The following is a 24,136-nucleotide window of genomic DNA, read 5'->3' as shown; positions in this document are numbered from 1 at the left end:
TAGCCTTGGGCCCGTGGCCACACACGACACCGACCCCCAGGACCGCGCCCGCTTCGGCCGGCTCCTGGGGGCCGGCATCTGGCTGTTCTTCCTCGGCAACCCCCTCGGCGCGCTCATCAGGAACGACAACCAGCTCGAGCGCTGGACGGGTCTGGCGTCGCTGGCGGTGTTCGTCCCGGTGTATCTCTACGGGTTGGCTCACATCCCGGAGTTCCACCTGCATCGCCGCCGGCTCCACGCGTGGACCTACATCGCAGTCCTGGTGGCCTGCTTCGCCGTCATCGTCCCCGGCGCAGGCGACTCGTCGACGACCTGCCTGGTGTTCATCACCGCGCTGGCAGTGGCGATCCTGCCGAAGCTCGAGGCGCTCGCGGTCGTCATCGTGATGTTTGCGGGGATCACGGCCGCCTCGTACGCCGTGGAGGACTGGTCGGCGCACGGCAACAACTTCGCGGTGCTCCTGGCTGCTGCGGCGGTCTGGTCCTTCCGCCTCGCGTGGCAGCGCCAGGCCAAGCTCATGGCCGCCGAGCAGGACCTCTCCGAGCTCGCGGTCCAGGAGGAGCGTGCGCGCATCGCCCGCGACCTGCACGACATCCTCGGCCATTCGCTGACGGTCATCTCGGTCAAGGCCGAGCTCGCCGAGCGGCTGTTCGACGACGATCCGGTGCGGGCGCGAGCCGAGCTGGAGGACCTGCAGCGGCTGTCGCGCGACGCACTGGCGGACGTACGCTCGACCGCCCAGGGCATCCGGGGGATCTCGCTGCCTGGCGAGATCGCGTCGGCCCGTATGGCTCTGGAGTCCGCCGGCATCGAGCCGTCACTGCCGACGGTGGCCGACGACGTGCCTTCGCGGTGGCGCGAGCTGTTCGCCTGGACCCTGCGCGAGGGCGTCACCAACGTCATCCGGCACAGCCAGGCGACGCGGTGCGAGGTCGAGCTGGATCCCGATCGCATACGCGTCAGCGACGACGGCCGTGGACCGTGCCCTGACGACGGCAGCGGCAATGGGCTCGAAGGGCTCCGCCAACGCGCCCGGCTCGCGGGCGCGACGGTGACCACGAGCGCCGGCCCGGGCGACCGAGGCTTCTCGCTGACGGTGTCGGTGCCGGCATGATCCGGCTGCTGATCGCCGACGACCAGGCGCTCGTACGAGGTGCCCTGGCGGCCCTGCTGCAGCTCGAGGACGACCTCGAGGTCGTGGCCGAGGTGGCCCGTGGCGACGAGGTCGTCGACGCCGCGATCGAGTCCAGTCCCGACGTGGCCCTCCTCGACGTCGAGATGCCGGGCATCGACGGACTGGCCGCCGCCCGGTTGCTGCGCGACGCCGTGCCGTCGTGCCGCGTCCTGATGGTCACGACGTTCGGCCGGCCCGGCTACCTCAAGCAGGCGATGTCGGCCGGTGCGAGCGGTTTCGTCGTCAAGGACACGCCCGCACGGCAGCTCGCGGATGCCGTACGACGGGTGCACAGCGGGCTGCGCGTCGTCGATCCCACGCTCGCTGCCGAGTCGTTGACACAGGGCGACTCCCCGCTGACCGAGCGCGAGGCGGACGTCCTGCAGGCGGCTCGCAGCGGTGGCACGGTCGCGGCGATCGCCGGGACGCTGTTCCTGTCCGAGGGCACGGTGCGCAACCACCTGTCCAGCGCGATCGGCAAGACCGGCGCCCGTACGCGCGCCGAAGCCGTGCGCGTCGCCGTCGACAACGGCTGGCTCCTGCCGCACTGACCCTTCGGCGGTGGATTCTCCACCTTTTGCGTTCTGGCGGTGGATTGTCCACCGTTTGGGCGTCCATACGGTGGAGAATCCACCGCTCGTGGGGAGCCGGGAGCAGGGCGCCTGAGACAATGGGTGACATGTCCACCGCCACGCTGCCGCGCACCCTTCGGCTCGGAGACCTCGAGGTCCCCAACCCCGTCGTGCTCGCCCCGATGGCCGGCGTGACGAATGCGGCGTTCCGCCAGCTCTGCGCCGAGCAGGGCGCCGGCCTGTACGTCTGCGAGATGATCACCTCGCGCGGCATCGTCGAGGGTGACCGGACGAGCCTGTCGATGCTGACGTTCGCCGCCAACGAGACGTTCCGGTCCGTCCAGCTCTACGGCGTCGACCCGCAGACCATCGGCCGTGCCGTCGAGATCCTGTGCGCCGACCACGGCGTCGACCACGTCGACCTCAACTTCGGTTGCCCGGTCCCCAAAGTCACGCGCAAGGGCGGGGGAGCGGCGCTGCCGTGGAAGGACACTCTGCTCGGCGAGATCCTGGAGGCGTCGGTCAAGGCAGCGAGCCCCTACGGCGTGCCGGTCACGATGAAGACCCGCAAGGGCATCGACGACGACCACCTGACCTACCTCGACGCCGGCCGCATCGCACAGGACACCGGCTGCGCCGCGATCGCGCTGCACGGCCGCACCGCGGTGCAGCACTACTCCGGCCGCGCCGACTGGGACTCGATCGCCGAGCTCAAGGCCGCCGTCGACATCCCGGTGCTCGGCAACGGCGACATCTGGGAGGCCGCCGACGCGATCCGCATGGTCGAGGAGACCGGCTGCGACGGCGTCGTCGTCGGTCGTGGCTGCCTCGGCCGTCCGTGGCTGTTCCGCGACCTCGCCGCGGCGTTCGCCGGCGAGCAGGTGGTCGGGCTGCCTCGTCTCGGCGAGGTGGCCGCGGTCATGCGCCGGCACGCTGAGCTGCTGGGCGACCTGATGGGCGAGGAGCGCGGCTGCATCGAGTTCCGCAAGCACATCGCGTGGTACCTCAAGGGTTTCGCCGCCGGCAAGGACGTACGCAGCCGGCTCGGCATGGTGTCGTCCTACGCCGATCTCGACGAGCTGCTCGCGCGCTTGGACCCGACCGAGCCCTATCCGCTCGACGAGCTTGGCACACCCCGGGGCCGCCAGGGGACGCCCAAGAAGGTGTCGGTCCCCGACGGCTGGCTCGACTCCCGCGACATGATCGCGCCGATCGACCCCGACGCCGAGGACGGCACCTCCGGAGGCTAGCTCCTCGCTGCGCGGGCGCGCGCAAGCTGGGCCAGCACGACGCCTCGAGCCTCGTCGGCGTCGAGGTTGCGGCCGTCGGCATCGACCGGGCCCTGCGGCGTGTGCACCTCGACGGTCGCGAGACGCCGACGGCGTTGCAGTGGCCCCTGACGCAGCTCGACGGACTGCGTCTTGTGGTGCGGCACGATGCTGGTCGTACGCTCGATCCAGCCTTCGCGAGCCACGAACGTACGCTCGTTGGCGCCGACCCAGCGATAGCGCCAGCCGATCGGGGCGAACGGGCGGGAACGTCGAGGTGCAGCCGTGCGCGGCACGTCGACGTCGAACCCGGGGATCAGCTCCGCGATCACCGACTCGGCCAGGGTCCGGTCAGCGATCGGCAGCAGGATCGACGACGAGGCGACACCTTCGTCGTTCCCGTGCGCGGCGTAGCCCGCGACGTCGACCTCGAGCCGCAGCCAGCCCAGCCGGCGCCAGACGAACGGCTCCTTGATGGCGATGCCCTGCACGCGTGCGTACGGGATGGTCTGCGACGTCCGTGACAGCAGCCCGCGCTCGATCCGCAGCCCGCCGTGGCCGCGGGACAGCGCGAACTCCCACTGCTGCAGGATCCGCTTGGCGATGATCTGCGCGAGCCAGGTGCCCAGCGGGATGATGCCGCCGAGTGCGACGACGAGCTGTCCGAACCAGATCGCCCCGACGATGAGGGCGATCGAGCCGGCCGCGGCGAACAGGAAGTCCAATGAGAGCACCGTGCCGATCACGATGCGCTCAGGGGGCACGACCGTGATGATGGTGCGCTGTTCCGCGACCGGGGACTCGTCCGGAGCCGTTCCGTGTGCCCTCGCGAGCAGGACCCGGCGCAGGTCGCGCGCATCGGCGAGACGCAGGAACCGCAGGGACGTCCGCGAGTCCTTGCCGCCGGCCATCTCGATACGCAGCTCGGCGAGGCCGAAGATGCGCGCGACGAGCGGCTCGGCGATGTCGACGGACTGGAGGCGCTCGTACGGGATGCGCCGCGATGCCTTGGTGACGATGCCGCTGTTGATCCGCAGCTCGGAGCCGTCGATGACGTACCGGGTGAACAGCCAGGTCAGGAACCCGAAGCCCATGCCGAGGAGCAGGCCGCCCACGAGCGAGATCACCAGGCTGAGCACGGCGCTCATGTCGCCCCAGCCGTCGCCGGTGAAGATCGAGCCGATCAGGCCGACGGATGCGGCAGCAGCCCACAGCGCGCCCTGCACGACCGACGTCAGCGGATGCGTGCGGAGGCCGACCGCCTCGGTGGCGACGTCAGACTCCGGCGCCATGGGCCTCTCCGAGCTCGGTCAGCCGGTTGCGCAGCCGGGTCGCCTCGGCGGCCGGCAGTCCCGGTATGTCCGCCGCCGTCTCCGGGCTCGCGGTGTGCAGCGTGACGGTGGCGACGCCGTACGCCCGGGCGAGCGGGCCGGCCTCGACATCGACGAACTGCATGCGGCCGTACGGGATCGCGACGAGCCGCTTGAACATGACGCCGCGGGTCACGAGCAGGTCGTCGGCGTTCTCGGCATAGCCCCAGCTCCGCTGGTTGCGCCCCGCCCACAGCCAGCCCCAGACGGCACCGCCGAGGGCGAGCACGCTCAGCAGTCCACCGATCCACTGGAAGTCGGCGAGCAGGAGCGACAGCAGCACGCCGGCGATCACGAGCACGCTCGAGGGGATCAGGATCAGGATGCGGCGGATCGTGGCGAGCTTGGGTGAGACCCGCTGCCAGTCACCTGACGGGGGCGTGAAGAGGTCATCCACATCGCGACCCTACGCGGAGCGCCCGCCGTACGTGTGCACGGCGGGCGCTCCGGTCGGTCAGGTCGTCGGCGGTGGTGCCGACGTGCTCGTCGCGGGCGGCGCCTCGGAGGTCGCCGGCCGGTCCATCGGCTGGTCGATCAGACCCTCCATCGAGGAGTTGTCGCCGTCCTCGTCCCGGCCGGGTGTCCGCAGGTTCCACTTGCGGATCACGAACCGGAACAGGAAGTAATAGATGGCCGCATAGCCCAGCCCGATCAGGATCAGCAGCCCCGGCTTCGTCGCAATGTTCCAGTTGAGCAGGAAGTCGAACAGGCCGGCGGAGAACCCGAACCCGTCGTGGATGTCCAACGCGTTGGTCAAGGCGATCGACGTGCCGGTCAAGACCGCGTGGATGACGTACAGCGGCCACGCCACGAACATGAACGAGAACTCGAGCGGTTCGGTCACGCCGGTGAGGAAGCTGGTCAGCGCGGCGCTGATCATGATGCCGCCGACGGCCTTCTTCTGTGCCGGCTTGGCCTCCTGCCAGATCGCCAGCGCAGCAGCCGGCAGGGCGAACATCATGATCGGGAAGAACCCGGTCATGAACGACCCGGCCTCTGGGTCACCCGCAAGGAAGCGGTAGATGTCGCCGTGGCTCACCGCGCCAGTGGCGTCCTTGTAGTCACCGAACAGGAACCACGGGCCGGAGTTGAGGATGTGGTGCAGCCCGAGCGGGATCAGCAGGCGGTTGAGCGTGCCGTAGACGAAACCGCCGATGACGTCGTTGTCGGCGACCCAGTCGGACACGTTCTTGAGCCCCTCGTTGAACGCCGGGTAGACCAGGCTGAACAGCACCGAGATCAGGATCGCGGCGACGGCCGTGATCATCGGGACGAAGCGCCGGCCGCCGAAGAACGCCAGGTAGTCGGGCAGCTTGATCCGGTAGTAGCGCTGCCACAGCAAGGCCGTGACGATGCCCATCACGATGCCGCCCAGCACGCCGTAGTTGACCAGCTCCTGGGTGCCGCCCTTCGCGGGCGGGTCGAGGACGAACGGTGAGACGGCGTCCCCGACGCCCTTGAACACCAGATAGCCGACGACGGCCGCCAGTGCGGTCGAGCCGTCGGCCTTCTTGGCCAGGCCGATGGCCACGCCGACCGCGAAGAGCAGCGGGAGGTTGGCGAACAGGGCGTTGCCGGCTGCCCCCACCACCGCGGCGACCTTGACCCAGCCCCAGCCGTCTGCGCCGAGCAGGTCCGGCTGGCCGAGACGGAGCAGCAGCGCAGCTGCCGGCAGGGCAGCGATCGGCAGCATCAGGCTGCGGCCGAACTTCTGGATGGGCGCGAGGTTGAAGCCTCGTCGCCCGGTGGAAATGGCAGTCATCTTGCAGTTCCCCTCGGTGTGTTGGTGATGCTTCGGACTCAACGTGCGGACGGGCCCCGCTGGAGGCTCATCGACAACTGGTAGCGATCGCCGCGGTAGCGGCTGATGGTCTGCTCGACGGGTCCATCGTTGGAGGAACCGACGCGGTCGAAGACCATGACGGGTGCGGTCTCGGCGACCTCGAGCAGATGGGCGTACGTGTGCCCGGCCTGCTCGGCCCATGTGGTCTGCTGCGCGTCGGTGATCACGACGCCGTACGTCGCCTCGAGGATCGCGTAGATGGAGCCGCTCAGGTCCTCGTCGCCCAGTGCGGGGACGATGGCCTCCGGGTACCAGCTGACCTCGTGCGCCATCGGCTCGTCGTCGGCCAGTCGGAGCCGCTCGATCTCCCAGACGGGGTCGCCCGCACCGATGCCGAGCGCCTTCGCGGTCGCCTCGCCGGCCTCGACCACGGCCGCGGAGAGCACCTCGGTGCTGGGCCGGTGACCGCGCTGGCGCATGTCCTGCGTGAACGACGCGAGGTGCAGGTTGCTCTCCACGCGTGGACGGGTCACGACGGTGCCGCGACCCGGCACGGTCGTCAGCCGACCCTCGTTGACGAGGCTGCTGATCGCAGCCCGGACGGTCGCCCGGCTGACGTCGTAGCGCGTCGTGAGATCGCGCTCGGACGGGATCATCGCACCCGGCTGGAGGTCCTCCTCGATGGTCTTGAGGAGTGCGGCGCGGAGCTGTACGTGCTTCGGCAGCAGGCTGTCGTTCAGCATGTGCAACTCCCTCGACGAGCGTCCGAACCGCTGGTACGATCCGGTACGTACCAGTGAGAATGGATGGATATCGCCCGGTATGTCAACCCCTACGCAGACGAATCGAGGCTCGACGGTGACGACACTCGTACACGCCCAGCGACTCGTCGGGCTGCCGGACGAGGAGTCTGGTGAGGGGTGGATCGAGGTCGACGGCGACCGGATCAGCGATGTCGGACGCGGTGCGCCATCTCGTACGCCCGAGGTCGTCCTCGACGAGGGGATCCTCGCGCCGGGCCTGATCGATGCGCAGATCAACGGCGCGTTCTCGGTCGACTTCGCGGACGCCGGTGCCGACCAGGTTCGTGAGGTCGCGGTGCGGATGTTGTCGACGGGCGTCACGGCCATGGTCCCCACGTTCATCACGGCGACGGTCGACCAGCTCGTCGCGCAGGTGACTCGCTACGAAGCGGCCCGCAGGACCAGCAACGCCGACGGCCGAGCGACCCGCCTCCTCGGGGCACACGTCGAGGGTCCGTTCCTGTCGCCCAGGCGGCGCGGGGCTCACCGCGAGGCATTGCTCGTCGATCCCACGCCCGGGCGCATCGCCCCGCTGCTCGAGCTCCGCGACGCGATCTCGTACGTCACGCTGGCGCCTGAGCGTGAGGGCGCCCGCGAGGCGATCGAAGCGTTCGTGGCTGCCGGTATCAGGGTCGCCGTGGGCCACAGCGACGCCACCGACGACCAGGTCCGCGCCGCCGCCGACGCCGGCGCCACCCTCGTGACGCACCTCTACAACGCGCAGAGCCCGTTCCACCACCGCGCGCCGGGCGTCGTCGGCGCCGCGCTCACGGACCCCCGGCTCACGGTGGGGATGATCGTCGACGGCCACCACGTCGAACCAGCAGCCGTACGGCTGGCCTTCGTAGCGGCGGCCGGCCGGGTCATGCTCGTGACCGATGCCGTGGCCGCGCTCGGCATGCCGCCGGGCGTCTATGAGCTCGGCGGCGACCAGCTCGAGGTCATCGCCGGCAGCCCGCCGCTGCGCGCCGACGGCACGATCGCCGGCGCCGACGAACCGCTCGACGCCAACCTCGGCCACGCCGTCGACTCCGGAATCACGATGGTCGACGCGATCAGGGCAGCGACGCGTACGCCCGCCGATGCGCTCGGACTCGCCGATCTCGGCCGGCTCGAACCGGGAGCGCGTGCGGACCTCGTGCTCCTGGGTGACGACCTGCGAGCCCGGACGACGTGGCTCGGCGGGGCGCGTGCCTGGTCCGCCGATGACACGATCCACGAAGGACCGGACGCCACCGTGGCGTCCGGGCAGCTCTAGGAGGGTTTCCCATGGTCACAGCCGAAGAGATCGTCGCCGGACTCGGCGGACGCGACAACATCGTCGAGATCGAGCCGTGCATCACGCGGCTGCGCACCGAGGTCGAGGACGCCTCGCTCGTCGACCAGGCCGCGCTCAAGGCCGCCGGTGCATACGGCGTGGTCGTGTCGGGCAACGTCGTGCAGGTCGTGGTCGGCCCCGTCGCCGACACGCTGGCGAGCGACATCGAGGACCTCGATTGACCTCCGTCTCAGCGCCCGTGTCCGGCACCGTCGTCGCACTCGCGGAGGTGCCCGATCCGGTCTTCGCGCAGCAGATCGTCGGGTCGGGGGTCGCGATCGATCCCGAGCGCACGGAGTCGACTGTCGTCGCTCCGGCTGACGGCCGCCTGCTCAAGCTGCACCCGCACGCGTTCGTGCTCCTCACCGCCGACGGCAAGGGCCTGCTCGTGCACCTCGGCATCGACACGGTCCAGCTCGACGGCGAAGGTTTCGAGCTGCTTGTCGCCGAGGGTGACGAGGTGACCGCCGGTACGCCGATCGTGCGCTGGAATCCCGCGGAGATCGAGGCCGGTGGACGCTCGCCGGTCGTGCCGGTCGTCGTGATGGACTCGGCGCCCGACAGTGTGCAGGCGGGCGCCACGGGAGCCGTACGCGTGGGCGACGAGATCTTCACTGTCTGAGGGCTGTGAACGGGTGCCTCGAAGTTGACCCGAATGGGCTGCGGTGGGAGACTGGCAGACGCAGATCAGCCTCATCTGCCCCTTCCCCTCAGTTCCATTTCCGCGGAGATTCTTCATGGCCAAAGCACTCATCGGCTACATCGGAGGCCCCACCTCCGATCAGCTGCGCGAAACCGCCGCACTCCACCGTCGCATCGCCGACCTCGAGGCCGAGATCATGCGCCTCAAGGTCGAGAACGACGGACTGCTCCGGACCATCCGTGAGCGTGTCGACAACGTGACCGCCGGCGACTTGATGGAGCCTGCCGCTCACTGAAGTCCCAGCGGTCTAGTCTGACCCCAACCGGTCGTCGTCGTAGGAGTCAGCGTTGTACCTCAAGAGCCTCACGTTGCGTGGGTTCAAGTCCTTTGCGTCCTCGACGACCCTCCAGCTGGAGCCCGGCATCACGTGCGTCGTGGGCCCCAACGGATCGGGCAAGTCCAACGTCGTCGACGCGTTGTCGTGGGTCATGGGCGAGCAAGGCGCCAAGTCGCTGCGTGGCGGCAAGATGGAGGACGTCATCTTCGCCGGTACGTCCGGCCGTCCGCCCCTGGGTCGTGCTGAGGTCGTCCTCACGATCGACAACACCGACGGCGCGCTCCCGATCGAGTACACCGAGGTCACGATCTCGCGGACGATGTTCCGCAACGGCGGCTCCGAGTACGCCATCAACGGCAACACCTGCCGGCTCCTCGACGTCCAGGACCTGTTGAGCGACTCCGGCATCGGCCGCGAGATGCACGTCATCGTCGGCCAGGGCCAGCTCGACGGCGTCCTGCGCGCGACGCCCGAGGAACGCCGTGGCTTCATCGAGGAGGCCGCCGGTGTCCTCAAGCACCGCAAGCGCAAGGAGAAGGCGCTCCGCAAGCTCGATGCGACCCAGGGCAACCTGACCCGGCTCAACGACGTGCTGACCGAGCTGCGCCGACAGCTCAAGCCGCTGGGGCGGCAGGCCGAGGTGGCTCGTCGTGCCGCCGTGATCCAGGCCGACGTCCGCGACGCGCGGGCCCGCATCCTGGCCGACGACATCGTCAGCGCCCGCTCGGTCATCGCCGAGGAGCTCGCCGACGAGACCGCACTCAAGGAGCGCCGCCAGGCCGTCGAGCAGGCGATCGCCGCGGCCCGCGAGCAGGAGACCGAGCTCGAGGACCAGCTCCGCGAGGACTCGCCACGGCTGTCCGCGGCCCAGGAGACCTGGTACAGCCTCTCGGGCCTGCGCGAACGCATCCGCGGCACGGCGGGGCTCGCCAACGAGCGCGTACGCCTTGCGGCCGTCGAGGCCGAGGACCGGCGCGTCGGGCGGGAGCCCGAAGAGCTCGAGGCGGACGCCCGCCGGGCCCAGGAACAGCTCGAGCAGCTCAGCGCCGGCGTGACCGCGGCCACCGAGGCCCTCGAGGCCGTCATCTCCGAGCGCAACGAGGCCGAGGCCGCCTACACCGCCGAGGAGCGCCGGGTCGCCGGTCTGCTGCGCGCCGCTGCCGACCAGCGCGAGGGACTGGCCCGCCTCCACGGCCAGGTCAACGCCCTCAAGAGTCGCGCCACGGCCGCCGGCGAGGAGATCGGCCGACTCACCGCCGCGCGCGAGGAGGCCGAGAACCGCGCGGTCGAGGCGCACCGTGAGTTCACCAACCTGGAGAACCAGATCGCCGGGCTCAACGCGGGGGAGTCCGGGCTCGACCAGGAGCTCGAGGCGGCCGAGGACGAGCTCGCCGAGGTCACCGAGCACCTCGCCTCGCTGAGCGCGCAGTCGCAGGAGGCCGAGCGCCAGCAGGCCGGGTTCGCCGCCCGCAAGGAAGCCCTCGAGCTCGGCCTGGCCCGCAAGGACGGTGCCGGGGCCCTGCTCGCGGCGACCGACGAGATCAACGGGTTGTTGGGCTCGGTGGCCGCACTGTTGACCGTACGCGCCGGATTCGAGACGGCGATCGCCTCCGCACTCGGCTCAGCCGCCGATGCCGTCGCCGTCGACCACCTCGACACCGCTGTGTCGGCGATGGAGAAGCTCAAGTCCGAGGACCTCGGCCGCGCCGGCATGCTGCTCGGCGGCGGCGAGGTCGACGACTCGACGTGGCCCGGCCTGCCGGACTTTGCGACGTACGCGATCGACACCGTCGACGGGCCGGCACCGCTGCAAGGTGCGCTGCGCCGGCTGCTGTTCAAGTTCGCCGTCGTCGACACCCTTGAGCAGGCGCAAGAGCTGATCCGGCACGCGCCCGACGTCACCGCGGTGACCCGCGACGGCGATGTCCTGGGCGCCCACTTCGCGGCCGGTGGATCGACGTCCAAGCAGAGCCTGATCGAGGTGCAGGCCGCGATCTCGCAGGCCGAGAGCGATCTCGAGCGGGCCCGCCACACGCTCGAACGGCTGCGCTTCGAGCACGAGGCGGCTGACGCCAAGCGTGTCGTCGCCCAGGAGCGCGTCGACGCCGCCCTCGGCAGGCTGCACGAGTCCGACGCCACGATGGCCGCTGTCGCGGAGAACCTCGGCCACCTCGGCGCCACCGCCCGCGCTGCACGTGGGGAGGCTGACCGCCTCGCCGCCGCGATCGCCAAGGCCGAGGAGTCGCAGGCCGGTGACCTCTCGGGCCTCGCCGAGCTCGAGGACCGACTGGCTCAGGCCGAGGCGGCCCCTGAGGAGGAGCCCGACACCGCACTGCTCGAGGAGCTGGCCGACAAGGCTTCCGGGGCCCGCCGGGCCGAGACCGACGCCCGACTCGCCCTGCGCACCAACGAGGAGCGCGCCAGGGCACTCGAGGGGCAGGTCACCGCGCTGTTCGAGGCGGCCGAGGCCGAGCGCGAGGCACGGGTCAAGGCCAAGGAGCGTCGTGAGCGCCAGCTGCGCGAGGCCGAGACGGCCAAGGCAGTCATCCTCGCGAGCGACCAGGTGCTGGCCCGGCTCGAGCAGTCGATCGCCCAGGCTGCCGCGCTGCGCGCCGAGATCGAGGCGTCCCGCACGGGTCGTGAGGAGACGCTGCGGACCGTACGCGTCCAGCTCCGTGAGCAGATCGCCGAGCTCGACGGGCTGACCGACTCCGTGCATAAGGACGAGATGGCGCGCGCCGAGATGCGACTGCGCCTCGAGGGGCTCGAGGGCCGGGCACTCGAAGAGCTGGGCCTCGAGGTCGACACGTTGGTCGCCGACTACGGACCCGACCAGCTCGTCCCGCCGATCACGGTCGAGGGCGAGGACGACTCGTTGCCGGCGGAGCCGATCCCGTACGAGCGCGAGGCCCAGGTCAAGCGGCTGCGCAACGCGGAGCGGTCGATGGCGATGCTGGGCAAGGTCAACCCGCTCGCCCTCGAGGAGTTCACGGCGCTCGAGGAGCGGCACCAGTTCCTGTCCGAGCAGCTCGACGACCTGCGCAAGACGCGTCAGGACCTGCTCGAGATCGTCGAGGAGGTCGACGCCAAGGTCGAGCAGGTCTTCACCGAGGCCTGGTACGACGTCGAGCGCGAGTTCCAGGACGTGTTCTCCCGCCTGTTCCCGGGCGGCGAGGGCTCGCTGATCCTCACCGATCCGCAGAACATGCTGACGACCGGCATCGACGTCGAGGCCCGTCCGCCGGGCAAGAAGGTCAAGCGGCTGTCGCTGCTGTCCGGCGGTGAGCGGTCGCTGGTCGCCGTCGCGTTCCTCGTCGCGCTGTTCAAGGCTCGCCCCAGCCCGTTCTACATCCTCGACGAGGTCGAGGCGGCGCTCGACGACGCCAACCTCGGCCGGTTGCTCGACCTCTACGAGGAGCTGCGCGCCAACTCCCAGCTCATCGTCATCACGCACCAGAAGCGCACGATGGAGGTCGCCGACGCGCTCTACGGCGTCTCGATGCGCGGTGACGGCGTCTCGGCGGTCATCAGCCAGCGCCTGCGCGAGGAAGAGACCGCGTCTTGACGCCGGAGCCCCGGCTGCGTACTGACTTCGGTGTCCTGCGGACCATCACGACACGGTGGGCCGACGAGGACGTCTACGGCCACGTCAACAACGTCGTCTACTACTCGTTCTTCGACACCGCGGTCAATGGCTTCCTGATCGAGGCGACCGGCACCGACATCCGCCGGCTCGACGCCGTAGGCCTCGTCGCGGAGACGCAGTGCGAGTTCCTGCGTGAGCTGGGCTTCCCCGGTGACGTGCAGGCCGGGCTCGCGGTGACCAAGCTCGGCACGTCGAGCATCGTCTATCGCATCGGGCTCTTCCAGGGCGACAGCGACGAGCCCGCCGCGATCGGCCACTTCGTCCACGTCTATGTCGACGCGGCCACCCGCAAGGTCACGCCGATCCCCGACTCGATCCGCGCCGCGGTCTCCCCGCTCGTCCTCCCCTGACCCTCGGGCGGTGGATGTTCCACCTAAAGCCTCTGAGCGGTGGGTTCTCCACCGTATGACCGCTCATACGGTGGAAGATCCACCGCCGACGGCGCGCCGAGCCCGCGCCGAGGGCGGGGCGACGCGGGGCGGAGCGAGTGCATGCGGCGGCGTTCTGCATAGGATCAGGGCGTGACCACGCCTGTGCTGCTCCTGATCATCCTTGCCGTCGTCGTCGTGCTCGGCGCCGGCATCGCGCTCGTCGTCGGCCGGGGCCGCAAGGAGCTGCCGCCGCCGTCTGAGCTCGACCGCATCACCGAGGAGGTCATCGAGCACCCGGAGCATCCCGAGCCACACCTCGAGGACGAGCAGTCGGTCGCACCCGTCAGCACGATCGAGCGTCCCGAGGCACCGCAGGGCCGTCTCGTACGCCTGCGCGCCCGCCTCGCCCGTTCGCAGGGCACGCTCGGCAAGGGACTGCTGGCCGTGCTCAGCCGGTCGACGCTCGACGACGACGCGTGGGAGGAGCTCGAGGACACCCTGCTCGCCGCCGACGTCGGCGTCACCGCGACCGACGAGCTCGTCGCCAACCTCAAGACCCGCGTACGCGTCGAGGGCATCGACGACCCGGCCGCCGCCAAGGCTGCGCTCCGTGAGGAGCTCGTCGCACTGATCAACCCCTCGTTCGACCGTACGCTCGTCGACACCGGTTCAGACGGCAAGCCCGGCGTCGTGCTGGTCGTCGGGGTCAACGGCACCGGCAAGACCACGACCGTCGGCCGGCTGGCGCGTGTGCTGGTCGCCGAGGACAAGACCGTCGTGCTCGGCGCCGCCGACACGTTCCGCGCGGCGGCCGCGGACCAGCTGCAGACCTGGGGCGAACGCGTCGGCGTGCCGACCGTGCGGGGGCCTGAGGGCGGCGACCCGGCAAGCGTGGGCTTCGAGGCCGTGCAGCGCGGCATCGCCGACGGCCTCGACGTCGTGCTGGTCGACACCGCCGGTCGCCTGCACACCAAGTCGGGGCTCATGGACGAGCTCGGCAAGGTCAAGCGCGTCATCGAGAAGCAGGCGCCCGTCACCGAGGTGCTGCTCGTCATCGATGCCACCACGGGCCAGAACGGACTGACCCAGGCGCGCGTGTTCGGCGAGGTCGTCGACGTCACCGGCATCGTGCTGACCAAGCTCGACGGCACCGCCAAGGGCGGCATCGTGATCGCGGTGCAGCGTGAGCTCGGTGTGCCGGTCAAGTTCGTCGGACTGGGCGAGGGAGCGGACGACCTGGCGCCGTTCGACGCCGAGGAGTTCGTCGACGCGCTGCTGGCCTGACCGCGTCCTGGCCGGAAGATCTCACAGGGCCCCGATCCGGGCTCCACGCTGGGCGTAACACGCTGTTTACACAGCGATGGCATTCGTGATCCAGATGCAACATTGGTGGGCGCATACCGAAATCCCCTGACACCAGTCTGTGTCGCAACAGGTCGTATCTCGCCCTGCAGCGAAACACACTTCTTTCGGAGGTTTCATGGATACCGGCGATACCGCGTGGATTCTGGCCAGCTCGGCCTTGGTCCTGCTCATGACGCCAGGACTGGCGTTCTTCTATGGCGGCATGGTCCGCTCCAAGACCGTGCTCAACATGATGATGATGAGCTTCCTCGCCCTGGCGATCGTGCCGGTGCTGTGGGTCCTCTACGGCTACTCGATGACATTCGGTCCCGGCGGGAGCAAGTGGCTCGGCGGATTCGACCGCGTCGGTCTCAACAACATCGGTCTCAACACCGCATACGGCACGCTGCCTGAGTACGTCTTCGTGGCGTTCCAGCTGATGTTCGCGATCATCACAGTCGCCCTGATCAGCGGTGCGATCGCCGATCGTGCCAAGTTCGGCGCCTGGGCGGTCTTCATCGTCGTCTGGATGACGATCGTCTACTTCCCGGTCGCGCACTGGGTCTTCGACTTCGGTGTCAGCGGAGGTCCCGGCGGGTGGATCGCCAACAACCTCAAGGCGTTCGACTTCGCGGGTGGTACCGCGGTCCACATCAACGCCGGTGCTGCCGGTCTCGCCCTCGCGCTGGTGCTCGGCAAGCGCGTCGGCTGGAAGCGCGACCCGATGCGTCCCCACAACCTGCCGTTCGTCCTGCTCGGCACCGGCCTCCTGTGGTTCGGCTGGTTCGGCTTCAACTCCGGCTCGGCCGTCGCTGCCAACGGAATCGCCGGCCTGGCGTTCGTCAACACGGGCGTCGCCACTGCCGCCGCCATGCTGGGCTGGCTGCTCGTCGAGGTCGTCCGCGACAAGAAGGCCACGAGCCTCGGTGGTGCCTCGGGTGCCGTTGCCGGCCTCGTCGCCATCACCCCGGCCTGTGGCACGGTCTCGCCGCTCGGCGCCATCGCGGTCGGCATCATCGCTGGCATCCTGTGCGCGCTGGCCGTCGGCCTGAAGTACAAGTTCGGCTACGACGACTCGCTCGACGTCGTGGGTGTCCACCTCGTCGGCGGCATCACCGGCACCGTCCTGATCGGCCTGTTCGCCCAGGGCTCGTTCGCCACGGTTGGCGGCAAGGCGAATGCCGGACTGTTCTACGGCGGAGACTTCAGCCAGCTCGGCAAGCAGGTCGCTGCTGCCGGCGTCGTCCTCGTCTACTCGTTCGTCCTCACGTACATCATCGGTAAGTTGATCGACGTGACGATCGGGTTCCGCATCAGCGAAGAGGATGAGGTCCTCGGCATCGACCAGGTCGAGCACCTGGAGACCGCGTACGACGAAGCCGGAATCATCGGTGGGTCCGCCCTGAAGACGGGAGTCTGAACATGAAGCTGGTTACTGCGGTCATCAAGCCGCACAAGTGGGAAGAGGTCCGCGAGGCCCTCGCCGCAGCGGGTGTCGCCGGCATGACGGTGACCGAGGCGAGCGGCTACGGCCAGCAGAAGGGACACACCGAGGTCTACCGCGGTGCTGAGTACGACGTCTCCCTGGTCCCCAAGATCCGCCTCGAGGTCGTCGTCGACGACGCCGACGTCGACAGCGTGGTCAGCACGATCACCGGCTCGGCACAGACCGGCAAGATCGGTGACGGCAAGGTCTGGGTCATCCCGGTCGACTCGGTCGTGCGGGTGCGCACGGGTGAGACGGACGAGGCAGCTCTCTGAGGGCTGACGACCATCAACGGAGCCGCCGCAACGCCTCACCGGGTGTTGCGGCGGCTCTGTGCTGTGTGTCCGGCGCCACCGGTGCACGGCACGCTGCGTACGATCACCACCGTGACCCACGAGTTCGACAAGGCCGCTCTCGCCCAGCAGCGAAGCGACCGAGCGCTCGAGGCCGATCGCCGGCTCCGCCAGCTGTTCGCCGAGGCCGTGCCGACCGACGGCAGTGATCCCCGGGAAGGTCCCGGACTGGCGCTCGTCGCGGTTGGTGGCTATGGCCGCTCGGAGCTCTCCCCGTTCAGCGACCTCGACGTCGTGCTGCTCCACGACCCGTCCGTCGACGAGGCCGTGGTCCGTGAGGTGGCCGAGGCGATCTGGTACCCGCTCTGGAACGACGGCGTCGCGCTCGACCACTCGGTACGCGACACGGTTCAGATGCGCGACGCCGCAGCGACGGATCACCGCGCCGCGATGGGCATGCTCGACGCTCGTACGGTGGCCGGCGACTCGGGACTCGTGATGGCATTGCGCTCGCAGGTGCTCGCCGACTGGCGACGCGACGCCCGCACGCGTGTCGAGGAGGTCCGCCAAGCTCGCAACGCTCGGATCGAACGCGCCGGCTGGCTCGCACACGCTGCGGTTCCCGACCTCAAGGAGTCCGGGGGAGGGCTGCGCGACAGCGTCATCCTGCGGGCACTCGTGGCGACGTGGCTGATCGACGTACCGCACGGCGAGTCCGAGTCGCTGCGGTCCGATCTGCTCGACGTCCGCGATGCGCTGCACCAGACCGTGGGCCGCCGGATGGAGCGGCTCGACGCCGAGGTCATCCCTGACGTCGCACGATTCCTCGGCATGGGCGCCGAGGAGCTCGACCTGCACGCGCGCCAGCTCGGCCGCCGCATCGCCCACCTCGCGTCGTTGTCGTGGCACAAGATCGACGAGGCGCTGGCCCCGCCGGCCAAGCGCAGCATCACGCCGACCGGGCCCGCGGTCGCTCCGCTGGCTGAAGGGGTCGGCATCCTCGACGGCGAGGTCATCGTCACGGGCAGGGCCGATCCGACGACGGACCCCGAGGTCGCGCTCAGGGCCGCCGCAGCAGCCGCACGCGCCGGGCTTCCGCTGAGCCCCGGCTCGGCGGCGCGCCTCGCCGGGTCGATGGGTGAGCTGCCGGACCCCTGGTCGCCCTCGTCCTCGCGGCTCATGGTCGACCTGCTGAGCTCGGGGCAGGGCCTCGTACGCGTGTGGGACGAGCTCGACTTCGCCGGAGTCGTCGACCTGCTCCTGCCCGAGTGGGTCGCGATCCGCCTGCGGGGCTCGTCCTCGCCGGTCCACCGGTTCACGGTCGACCGGCACAGCCTCGAGACGTGTGTGTACGCCGCGAAGGTCAAGCGTGACGTGGCACGCCCGGACCTGCTGGCGGTCGCGGCGCTGCTGCACGACATCGGCAAGGGTGCCGAGGGCGACCACTCCGAGGTCGGCGAGCCGATGGCCGTGCAGATCGCCCGCCGCTGGGGCTTCAGCGACGACGACGCGGCGGTCGTCGGCAAGCTCGTGCGGTGGCACCTGCTGCTGCCGACGATTGCGACGCGGCGCGACATCGAGGACCCGTCCACGGCCGCCAATGTCGCAGAGATCGTCGAGACCGAGGACTTCCTCGACCTCCTGGCCGCGCTGACGGCATCGGACGCGCAGGCCACGAGCCCGGCTGCGTGGTCGCCCTGGCGGCAGGGGCTGACCGAGGGTCTGGTCGAGAAGGTGCGCGGTGTGCTCGACGAGTCCGTCACGTCGCCGACCGCTGAGGACTACGAGGGCTGGCCGGCCGACGTCCCGATCCCGGACCACGGCGCCATGGGGCCGGCCGACTTCACCCTCACCGTCGAGCCGCACCAAGGCGGCTCGCTGCTGACGATCGTGACGTCCGACAGGCGGGGCGTCATGGCCGACCTCGCCGGCGGTTTGGCGCTCGCTGGTCTCGCCATCCGCTCGGCACGCACCGTCACGCTCGGCGACGCCGCGGTGTCGCTCTGGGAGGTGTCGCGCGCTGACGTCGACGCGGCGCGGCTCACCGACCGCCTGCGGCCGGCGATGGCCGGCGAGCTCGACCTCTCGGGGCGCCTCGAGCTGACCTCGATCCCGGACGCGCCCGACGCGCGCGTACGCCTGCTCGACCGGCTGTCGGAGACCGCGACGCTGGTGGAGGTACGCGTCCAGGACCGACGCGGCCTGGTGTGGACCGTGTGCGACCACATCGCCTCGCTGGGGCTGTCGATCCGCTCGGCGCACATGTCGACGTACGGGGACGAGGTGCGTGACGTCTTCTACGTCGTCGACGGTGACGGCCAGCCGCTCGACGACGCCACCGCCACGACCCTGCGCGACGGCCTGGCCACCGCCCTCGCCTAGACCTCCCGTGAGGGGAGCGGCCATGACGACTCGGTTAGAGTTGACCGAACCCCTTTCTCCCACTCGAGGATGACGACCGACGTATGTTCGACACCCTGCAAGATCGCCTGCAGTCAGCGTTCAAGAGCCTGCGCGGCAAGGGTCGGCTCTCCGAAGCGGACATCGACGCCGTCGCGCGTGAGATCCGGGTCGCGCTGCTCGACGCCGACGTCGCCGTGCCCGTCGTGCGCGAGTTCATCGCCAACGTCAAGGAGCGCGCCCGCGGCTCCGAGGTGAGCCAGGCGCTCAACCCCGCTCAGCAGGTCATCAAGATCGTCAACGACGAGCTCGTCACGATCCTTGGCGGCGAGACCCGGCGCATCCAGTACGCCAAGAACCCGCCGACCGTCATCATGCTCGCGGGCCTCCAGGGTGCCGGCAAGACGACCCTCGCCGGCAAGCTCGGCCTGTGGCTCAAGGGCCAGGGCAAGTCGCCGATGCTCGTCGCGGCTGACCTCCAGCGCCCCAACGCCGTCAACCAGCTCCAGGTCGTCGGCGGTCAGGCCGGCGTCACGGTCTACGCCCCTGAGCCGGGCAATGGCGTGGGTGACCCGGTCAAGGTCGCCACCGACGGTCTCGCCGAGGCTCGGCGCACGCTGCACGACGTCGTCATCGTCGACACCGCCGGCCGCCTCGGCATCGACGCCGAGCTCATGCAGCAGGCCGCTGACATCCGCGCAGCAGTGGATCCCGACGAAGTGCTGTTCGTCATCGACGCGATGATCGGCCAGGACGCCGTCGTCACCGCCGAGGCGTTCCTCGAAGGCGTCGACTTCACCGGTGTCGTGCTGACCAAGCTCGACGGCGACGCCCGCGGCGGCGCCGCGCTGTCCGTGCGCTCCATCACCGGCCGGCCCATCATGTTCGCCTCGACCGGTGAGAAGCTCACCGACTTCGACGCGTTCCACCCCGATCGCATGGCGTCGCGCATCCTCGACATGGGCGACATGCTCACGCTGATCGAGCAGGCCGAGAAGGCGCTCGACACCGAGCAGGCCGCCAAGGACGCCGAGCGCATGCTCGGCGGCAGGTTCACGATGGACGACCTGCTGACCCAGCTCGAGGGCATCGCCAAGCTCGGCTCGATGTCCAAGATCATGGGCATGATCCCCGGCATGGGGCAGTACAAGGACCAGATCAACAACTTCGACGAGCGCGAGTTCGACCGCATCAAGGCCATCATCAAGTCGATGACGCCGGCCGAGCGCGACAACCCCAAGCTGATCGACGGCTCCCGCCGCACCCGCATCTCCAAGGGATCGGGCACCCAGGTCAAGGACGTCAACAACGTCGTCGACCAGTTCTTCGCGATGCGCAAGATGATGCAGCAGATGTCCAAGGGCGGCGGCGTGCCGGGCATGCCCGGCATCCCGGGCATGCCGGGCGTCGGCAAGCGTGCCGGTGCGAAGCAGAAGCCGCAGCAGAAGAAGAAGGGCAAGCGCGTCTCCGGCAATCCGGCCAAGCGCGCCGCCGAGGCCGCCGGCGCGACCAAGCAGGACGGCGCGAGCGCCTTCGGCTTCCCGGCCGGCGGCAACGACGAGTTCGAGCTGCCCAAGGAGCTCAAGGACCTGCTCTGACCCATCCTCCGCGTGGCGTGCAGGCGCTGCCGGGCATACGGTCGAGTCATGGGGGAAGCGCCGCTGGTCGTCGTCATGGGCATCTCCGGTGTCGGCAAGTCCGCGATCGGGCACGAGCTCGCCGACCGGTTCTCGCTGGCCTACGCCGACGGTGACGACTTCCACTCCGAGGCCAACATCGCCAAGATGTCTGCCGGCACGCCGCTGACCGACGAGGACCGTTGGCCGTGGTTGGCCGACATCGGCACCTGGCTCCACGAGCACGACGCCACGGGCGGCGTCATCAGCTGCTCCGCGCTCAAGCGCGCCTATCGCGACGTCCTGGTCGCTGCCGCGTCGCGCACGACCTTCCTGCACCTCACGGGCGACCACGAGCTGATCAAGTCCCGGATGGAGCATCGCGACCACTTCATGCCCACGTCGCTGCTGGAGTCGCAGGAGCGCACGCTCGAGCCGTTGCAGGAGGACGAGAACGGCTGGGCCTTCGACATCACCCCGTCACCTGCCGAGATCGTGGACGCCTTCGTCGCCCGCGCCGGCCTCTCCCAGGAGGACACCGCATGATCGCCAGCACACTCATCGCCGCCGCCCCGCCCGAGCCGGTCAAGGCCGTCGCGGGGACCGGGCAGCTCATCACCGCGGCCCTCGTCGGCATCGCGGTGCTCGTCGTGCTCATCACGTTCTTCAAGCTGCACCCGTTCCTCGCCCTGATCCTCGGCTCGCTCACGGTCGGTGCGATCGCCGGCCGCAACATGCTCGACGTCGTCGGCAGCTTCAGCACCGGCGTCGGCGACACCGTCAAGGGCGTCGGTGTCCTGATCGCGCTCGGGGCGATGTTCGGCAGGCTGCTGGCGGACTCCGGCGGCGCAGACCAGATCGTCGACACGATCGTCGGCAAGTCGAGCCCGCGGATGCTGCCGTGGTCGATGGCGGCGATCGGCGCGATCATCGGCCTGCCGATGTTCTTCGAGATCGGCCTCGTGCTGCTCATGCCGGTGATCTTCCTCGTCGCGAAGCGTGCCGAGCGCTCGATCATCGCGCTCGGCATCCCGGCGCTGGCCGGCCTGTCCGCGATGCACGGGTTCGTGCCGCCGCACCCCGGACCCCTGGCGGCGATCGACCAGATGGATGCCGACCTCGGGCGCACGCTGGCGCTCGGCATCCTGGTCGCGATCCCCACGATCGTCGTCGCGGGACCGCTGTTCGCCCGGTTCGCAGAGCGCTGGGTACCCGTCCCCGCTGGCGACCTCTACGACGCGACCACCGAGAAGCGAGAGGTCCGCCCCAGCTTCGGCATCACGCTGGCCACGGTGCTGCTCCCTGTCGTGCTGATGATGGGCAAGGCCTACTCCGACATCGCCCTCGACGAGGGCACCGGTGCGCGCAAGACGCTGGACTTCATCGGTGAGCCGTTCGTCGCTCTGCTCATCTCGGTCGTCGTGGCGATCTTCACCCTCGGCCGCACGTCGGGCATGGACAAGGACGACATCAGCGACGTCCTCAACAAGTCGCTGCCGCCGATCGCGGGCATCCTGCTGATCGTCGGCGCCGGTGGCGGCTTCAAGCAGACCTTGATCGACACCGGCATCGCGCAGGTCGTCGCAGACTTCGTCGAGGACTCCGGATTCTCGGTGCTGCTGCTCGCCTGGCTGGTCGCGGTGCTGATCCGCGTGGCCACGGGCTCGGCGACCGTTGCGACCGTCACGGCGGCGGGCATCATGTCGCCGATCGCCCAGGACCTGGGGAGCACCGAGGTGTCGCTCCTGGTGCTCGCGATCGGTGCTGGCTCGGTGTTCTTCTCGCACGTCAACGACGCAGGGTTCTGGCTGGTCAAGGAGTTCTTCGGACTCTCGGTCGTCCAGACGATCAAGAGCTGGTCGATCATGGAGACGGTCCTGTCGGTGACCGGCCTGGTCGTCGTGCTGGGCCTCAACGCAGTGGTGTAGCCGCAAGGACATGACATCTGTCGTGAGTTTGTGACAGGGCGGCGAGATACGGTGAAGCAATGCTCCTTCCGCTCCTGCGGACGTATCTTGCGCCCTACAAGCGGCCCATCGCTGTCGTCCTGATCTTCCAGCTGGTCCAGACCCTGGCCAACCTCTGGCTGCCCGGGCTCAACGCCGACATCATCGACAAGGGAGTCGTCCAAGGCGACACCGGCTACATCGTCCGCACCGGCGGCATGATGCTGATGGTCACGGTCATCCAGGTGGTCTGCACGATCGTCGCGGTCTACTACGGGGCGCGCACGGCGATGGCACTCGGCCGCGACCTGCGAGCCGGGGTGTTCGGCAAGGTCGAGACGTTCGCGGCCCGCGAGATGGCTCAGCTCGGCGCGCCCACGCTCATCACCCGCACGACCAACGACGTGCAGCAGGTCCAGCTCATCGTGTTCCTGGCCCTGACCCTGCTCGTGGCCGCACCGATCATGTGCTTCGGTGGCATCTTCATGGCGCTGCGCCAGGACGTCGAGCTGTCGGGGCTGCTGCTGCTCGTCATGCCGGCCCTGATCATCAGCATCGGGCTCGTGATCCGCCAGATGCGTCCGCTCTTCCGGGTCATGCAGGTCAAGATCGACGGCATCAACGGCATCATGCGCGAGCAGATCATGGGCATCAGGGTCATCCGGGCGTTCGTCAAGGAGCGCTACGAGACCGAGCGGTTCGCCGACGCCAACCGCGAGACGATGGAGGTCGCGATCGCCGTCGGGCGCCTGACCTCGATGATGTTCCCGATCGTCATGCTGATCATGAACGTCTCGGTGGTCCTGGCGACGTGGTTCGGCGGCTATCGCATCGGCAGCGGCGACCTCGAGGTCGGCACCCTGACGGCGTTCCAGAACTACCTCGTCCAGATCCTGATGTCGGTCATGATGGCGACGTTCATGCTGATGCTGTGGCCCCGCGCGGAGGTCTCTGCCGAGCGCATCACCGAGGTGCTCGACACCGAGCCCAGCGTGCTGGCGCCAGACGACGCCGTGCAGGTCACCCTCGACCGCGGCGAGATCGACATCGTGGGGGCGTCGTTCGCGTTCCCGGGCGCCGAGCAGGACGTCCTGCACGAGATCGACATGGTGGCCCGGCCGGGCGAGACGACCGCGATCATCGGGTCCACCGGCAGCGGCAAGTCGACGCTGCTCGGCCTGATCCCGCGGTTGTTCGACGCGACGGCCGGCACGATCCGCATCGACGGCCACGACGTACGCACGCTGCATCCTGAGGACGTGTGGGCATCCATCGGGCTCGTGCCACAGCGCCCGTTCCTGTTCAGCGGCACCGTGGCGTCCAACCTGCGCTACGGCCGGCCGGACGCCACCGACGAGGAGCTGTGGGACGCCCTCGAGATCGCCCAGGCTCGTGACTTCGTCTCGCGCATGCCCGAGCAGCTGGATGCGCCGATCTCGCAGGGCGGAACCAACGTCTCGGGCGGCCAGCGGCAGCGGCTCGCGATCGCCCGCGCGATCGTCAAGCGCCCGCCGATCTACCTGTTCGACGACTCGTTCTCGGCGCTCGACTACGCGACGGACGCCGCGCTGCGCGCTGCCATGCGTACGGCCACGGCGCAGGCGACGGTCGTCATCGTGGCCCAGCGCGTCTCGACGATCCGCAACGCCGATCGCATTGTCGTGCTCGACGAGGGACGCGTCGTCGGCACCGGCACGCACACCGACCTGATGCGGTCCTGCGAGGTCTACCGCGAGATCGTGCTGTCCCAGCTGACTGAGGAGGAA

The 24,136-nt window shown here is 69.5% G+C and carries 20 protein-coding genes and 1 pseudogene; 17 read left to right on the top strand and 4 right to left on the bottom strand.

From position 1 onward, the window contains the following. Positions 1-13 precede the first annotated feature (13 nt). From ASC61_RS00105 to dusB, 3 genes are all read left to right on the top strand, one after another. Positions 14-1,114 carry a sensor histidine kinase gene (locus ASC61_RS00105; protein ID WP_200935356.1) on the top strand — a complete coding sequence of 367 codons (1,101 nt, stop codon included), beginning with the start codon at positions 14-16 and terminating at the stop codon, positions 1,112-1,114. Beyond that, entirely contained in the window at positions 1,111-1,725 is a 615-nt protein-coding gene (locus tag ASC61_RS00100) for a response regulator transcription factor (RefSeq protein ID WP_056207613.1), read from the top strand. The genes ASC61_RS00105 and ASC61_RS00100 overlap by 4 nt, the downstream gene beginning before the upstream one ends. Before the next feature lie 119 nt (positions 1,726-1,844). Further along, positions 1,845-2,996 (top strand): tRNA dihydrouridine synthase DusB, encoded by a 1,152-nt coding sequence (dusB, locus tag ASC61_RS00095; RefSeq protein ID WP_056207610.1) that lies wholly within the window; start codon positions 1,845-1,847, stop codon positions 2,994-2,996. On the opposite strand, the gene ASC61_RS00090 is transcribed toward dusB, so the two are convergent. The 4 genes from ASC61_RS00090 to ASC61_RS00075 are packed head-to-tail and all read right to left on the bottom strand — an operon-like array spanning position 2,993 to position 6,910. Next, positions 2,993-4,306, bottom strand: a complete 1,314-nt coding sequence (locus tag ASC61_RS00090) for a PH domain-containing protein (protein ID WP_056207607.1) — start codon at positions 4,304-4,306, stop codon at positions 2,993-2,995. The genes dusB and ASC61_RS00090 overlap by 4 nt on opposite strands. After that, positions 4,290-4,781, bottom strand: a complete 492-nt coding sequence (locus tag ASC61_RS00085; protein ID WP_056207604.1) for a PH domain-containing protein — start codon at positions 4,779-4,781, stop codon at positions 4,290-4,292. The genes ASC61_RS00090 and ASC61_RS00085 overlap by 17 nt, the downstream gene beginning before the upstream one ends. Positions 4,782-4,838: 57 nt before the next feature. Further along, the gene (locus ASC61_RS00080) at positions 4,839-6,146 is read right to left on the bottom strand and encodes a PTS transporter subunit EIIC (RefSeq protein ID WP_056207601.1); all 1,308 of its coding nucleotides are present in this window, start codon (positions 6,144-6,146) and stop codon (positions 4,839-4,841) included. Positions 6,147-6,184: 38 nt separating this feature from the next. Further along, positions 6,185-6,910: a GntR family transcriptional regulator gene (locus tag ASC61_RS00075; RefSeq protein WP_056207598.1), complete on the bottom strand. Its 726-nt coding sequence runs from the start codon at positions 6,908-6,910 to the stop codon at positions 6,185-6,187. Between the two features lie 115 nt (positions 6,911-7,025). On the opposite strand from ASC61_RS00075, the gene nagA reads away from it, so the two are divergent. From nagA to ASC61_RS00005, 14 genes and pseudogenes are all read left to right on the top strand, one after another. Further along, positions 7,026-8,228: an N-acetylglucosamine-6-phosphate deacetylase gene (gene nagA / locus ASC61_RS00070; protein ID WP_056207595.1), complete on the top strand. Its 1,203-nt coding sequence runs from the start codon at positions 7,026-7,028 to the stop codon at positions 8,226-8,228. A gap of 11 nt (positions 8,229-8,239) precedes the next feature. After that, positions 8,240-8,470 (top strand): glucose PTS transporter subunit EIIB, encoded by a 231-nt coding sequence (locus ASC61_RS00065; protein ID WP_056207592.1) that lies wholly within the window; start codon positions 8,240-8,242, stop codon positions 8,468-8,470. Next, a complete protein-coding gene (locus ASC61_RS00060) occupies positions 8,467-8,910 on the top strand; it encodes a PTS sugar transporter subunit IIA (RefSeq protein WP_056207589.1) in 444 nt (147 codons plus the stop codon). Before ASC61_RS00065 ends, ASC61_RS00060 begins: the two co-directional genes overlap by 4 nt. A 115-nt stretch (positions 8,911-9,025) precedes the next feature. Continuing rightward, positions 9,026-9,226: a hypothetical protein gene (locus ASC61_RS00055; protein WP_056207586.1), complete on the top strand. Its 201-nt coding sequence runs from the start codon at positions 9,026-9,028 to the stop codon at positions 9,224-9,226. A gap of 52 nt (positions 9,227-9,278) precedes the next feature. Beyond that, on the top strand, positions 9,279-12,833 hold the full coding sequence (gene smc, locus ASC61_RS00050; protein ID WP_056207582.1) for a chromosome segregation protein SMC: 3,555 nt from the start codon (positions 9,279-9,281) through the stop codon (positions 12,831-12,833). Continuing rightward, positions 12,830-13,264 carry an acyl-CoA thioesterase gene (locus ASC61_RS00045; RefSeq protein WP_056207578.1) on the top strand — a complete coding sequence of 145 codons (435 nt, stop codon included), beginning with the start codon at positions 12,830-12,832 and terminating at the stop codon, positions 13,262-13,264. The genes smc and ASC61_RS00045 overlap by 4 nt, the downstream gene beginning before the upstream one ends. A gap of 171 nt (positions 13,265-13,435) precedes the next feature. After that, positions 13,436-14,569 (top strand): signal recognition particle-docking protein FtsY, encoded by a 1,134-nt coding sequence (ftsY, locus tag ASC61_RS00040; RefSeq protein WP_056207575.1) that lies wholly within the window; start codon positions 13,436-13,438, stop codon positions 14,567-14,569. A 196-nt stretch (positions 14,570-14,765) separates the two neighbouring features. After that, positions 14,766-16,049 (top strand): ammonium transporter, encoded by a 1,284-nt coding sequence (locus tag ASC61_RS00035; protein ID WP_056207571.1) that lies wholly within the window; start codon positions 14,766-14,768, stop codon positions 16,047-16,049. Positions 16,050-16,051: 2 nt separating this feature from the next. Further along, on the top strand, positions 16,052-16,390 hold the full coding sequence (locus ASC61_RS00030; RefSeq protein WP_056207567.1) for a P-II family nitrogen regulator: 339 nt from the start codon (positions 16,052-16,054) through the stop codon (positions 16,388-16,390). Between the two features lie 111 nt (positions 16,391-16,501). After that, positions 16,502-18,790 (top strand): [protein-PII] uridylyltransferase, encoded by a 2,289-nt coding sequence (locus ASC61_RS00025; RefSeq protein ID WP_082530778.1) that lies wholly within the window; start codon positions 16,502-16,504, stop codon positions 18,788-18,790. An 83-nt stretch (positions 18,791-18,873) separates the two neighbouring features. After that, positions 18,874-20,406, top strand: coding sequence for a signal recognition particle protein (gene ffh, locus ASC61_RS00020; protein ID WP_056207561.1), 1,533 nt, complete (start codon positions 18,874-18,876; stop codon positions 20,404-20,406). Between the two features lie 48 nt (positions 20,407-20,454). Continuing rightward, complete coding sequence (locus ASC61_RS00015; RefSeq protein WP_056207558.1) at positions 20,455-20,970, top strand: gluconokinase; 516 nt, start codon at positions 20,455-20,457, stop codon at positions 20,968-20,970. Continuing rightward, positions 20,967-22,352 carry a GntP family permease gene (locus ASC61_RS00010; protein WP_056207557.1) on the top strand — a complete coding sequence of 462 codons (1,386 nt, stop codon included), beginning with the start codon at positions 20,967-20,969 and terminating at the stop codon, positions 22,350-22,352. The genes ASC61_RS00015 and ASC61_RS00010 overlap by 4 nt, the downstream gene beginning before the upstream one ends. 59 nt (positions 22,353-22,411) lie before the next feature. Beyond that, a pseudogene (locus ASC61_RS00005) lies at positions 22,412-24,136 on the top strand (ABC transporter ATP-binding protein); the annotation flags it as partial.

This window comes from Aeromicrobium sp. Root344 (assembly GCF_001425755.1).
Lineage (GTDB): Bacteria > Actinomycetota > Actinomycetes > Propionibacteriales > Nocardioidaceae > Aeromicrobium.
Note: the sequence above shows the minus strand (reverse complement) of the source record. Positions and strands in the feature narration are given on the sequence as shown.

What these genes read in the sequence shown, in the direction of transcription:
- ASC61_RS00100 (WP_056207613.1), top strand. Translation starts at nt 1,111, where the DNA reads ATGATCCGGCTGCTGATCGCCGACGACCAGGCGCTCGTACGAGGTGCC.
- dusB (WP_056207610.1), top strand. Translation starts at nt 1,845, where the DNA reads ATGGGTGACATGTCCACCGCCACGCTGCCGCGCACCCTTCGGCTCGGA.
- ASC61_RS00090 (WP_056207607.1), bottom strand. Translation starts at nt 4,306, where the DNA reads ATGGCGCCGGAGTCTGACGTCGCCACCGAGGCGGTCGGCCTCCGCACG.
- ASC61_RS00080 (WP_056207601.1), bottom strand. Translation starts at nt 6,146, where the DNA reads ATGACTGCCATTTCCACCGGGCGACGAGGCTTCAACCTCGCGCCCATC.
- ASC61_RS00075 (WP_056207598.1), bottom strand. Translation starts at nt 6,910, where the DNA reads ATGCTGAACGACAGCCTGCTGCCGAAGCACGTACAGCTCCGCGCCGCA.
- ASC61_RS00065 (WP_056207592.1), top strand. Translation starts at nt 8,240, where the DNA reads ATGGTCACAGCCGAAGAGATCGTCGCCGGACTCGGCGGACGCGACAAC.
- ASC61_RS00055 (WP_056207586.1), top strand. Translation starts at nt 9,026, where the DNA reads ATGGCCAAAGCACTCATCGGCTACATCGGAGGCCCCACCTCCGATCAG.
- ASC61_RS00035 (WP_056207571.1), top strand. Translation starts at nt 14,766, where the DNA reads ATGGATACCGGCGATACCGCGTGGATTCTGGCCAGCTCGGCCTTGGTC.
- ASC61_RS00030 (WP_056207567.1), top strand. Translation starts at nt 16,052, where the DNA reads ATGAAGCTGGTTACTGCGGTCATCAAGCCGCACAAGTGGGAAGAGGTC.
- ffh (WP_056207561.1), top strand. Translation starts at nt 18,874, where the DNA reads ATGTTCGACACCCTGCAAGATCGCCTGCAGTCAGCGTTCAAGAGCCTG.
- ASC61_RS00015 (WP_056207558.1), top strand. Translation starts at nt 20,455, where the DNA reads ATGGGGGAAGCGCCGCTGGTCGTCGTCATGGGCATCTCCGGTGTCGGC.
- ASC61_RS00010 (WP_056207557.1), top strand. Translation starts at nt 20,967, where the DNA reads ATGATCGCCAGCACACTCATCGCCGCCGCCCCGCCCGAGCCGGTCAAG.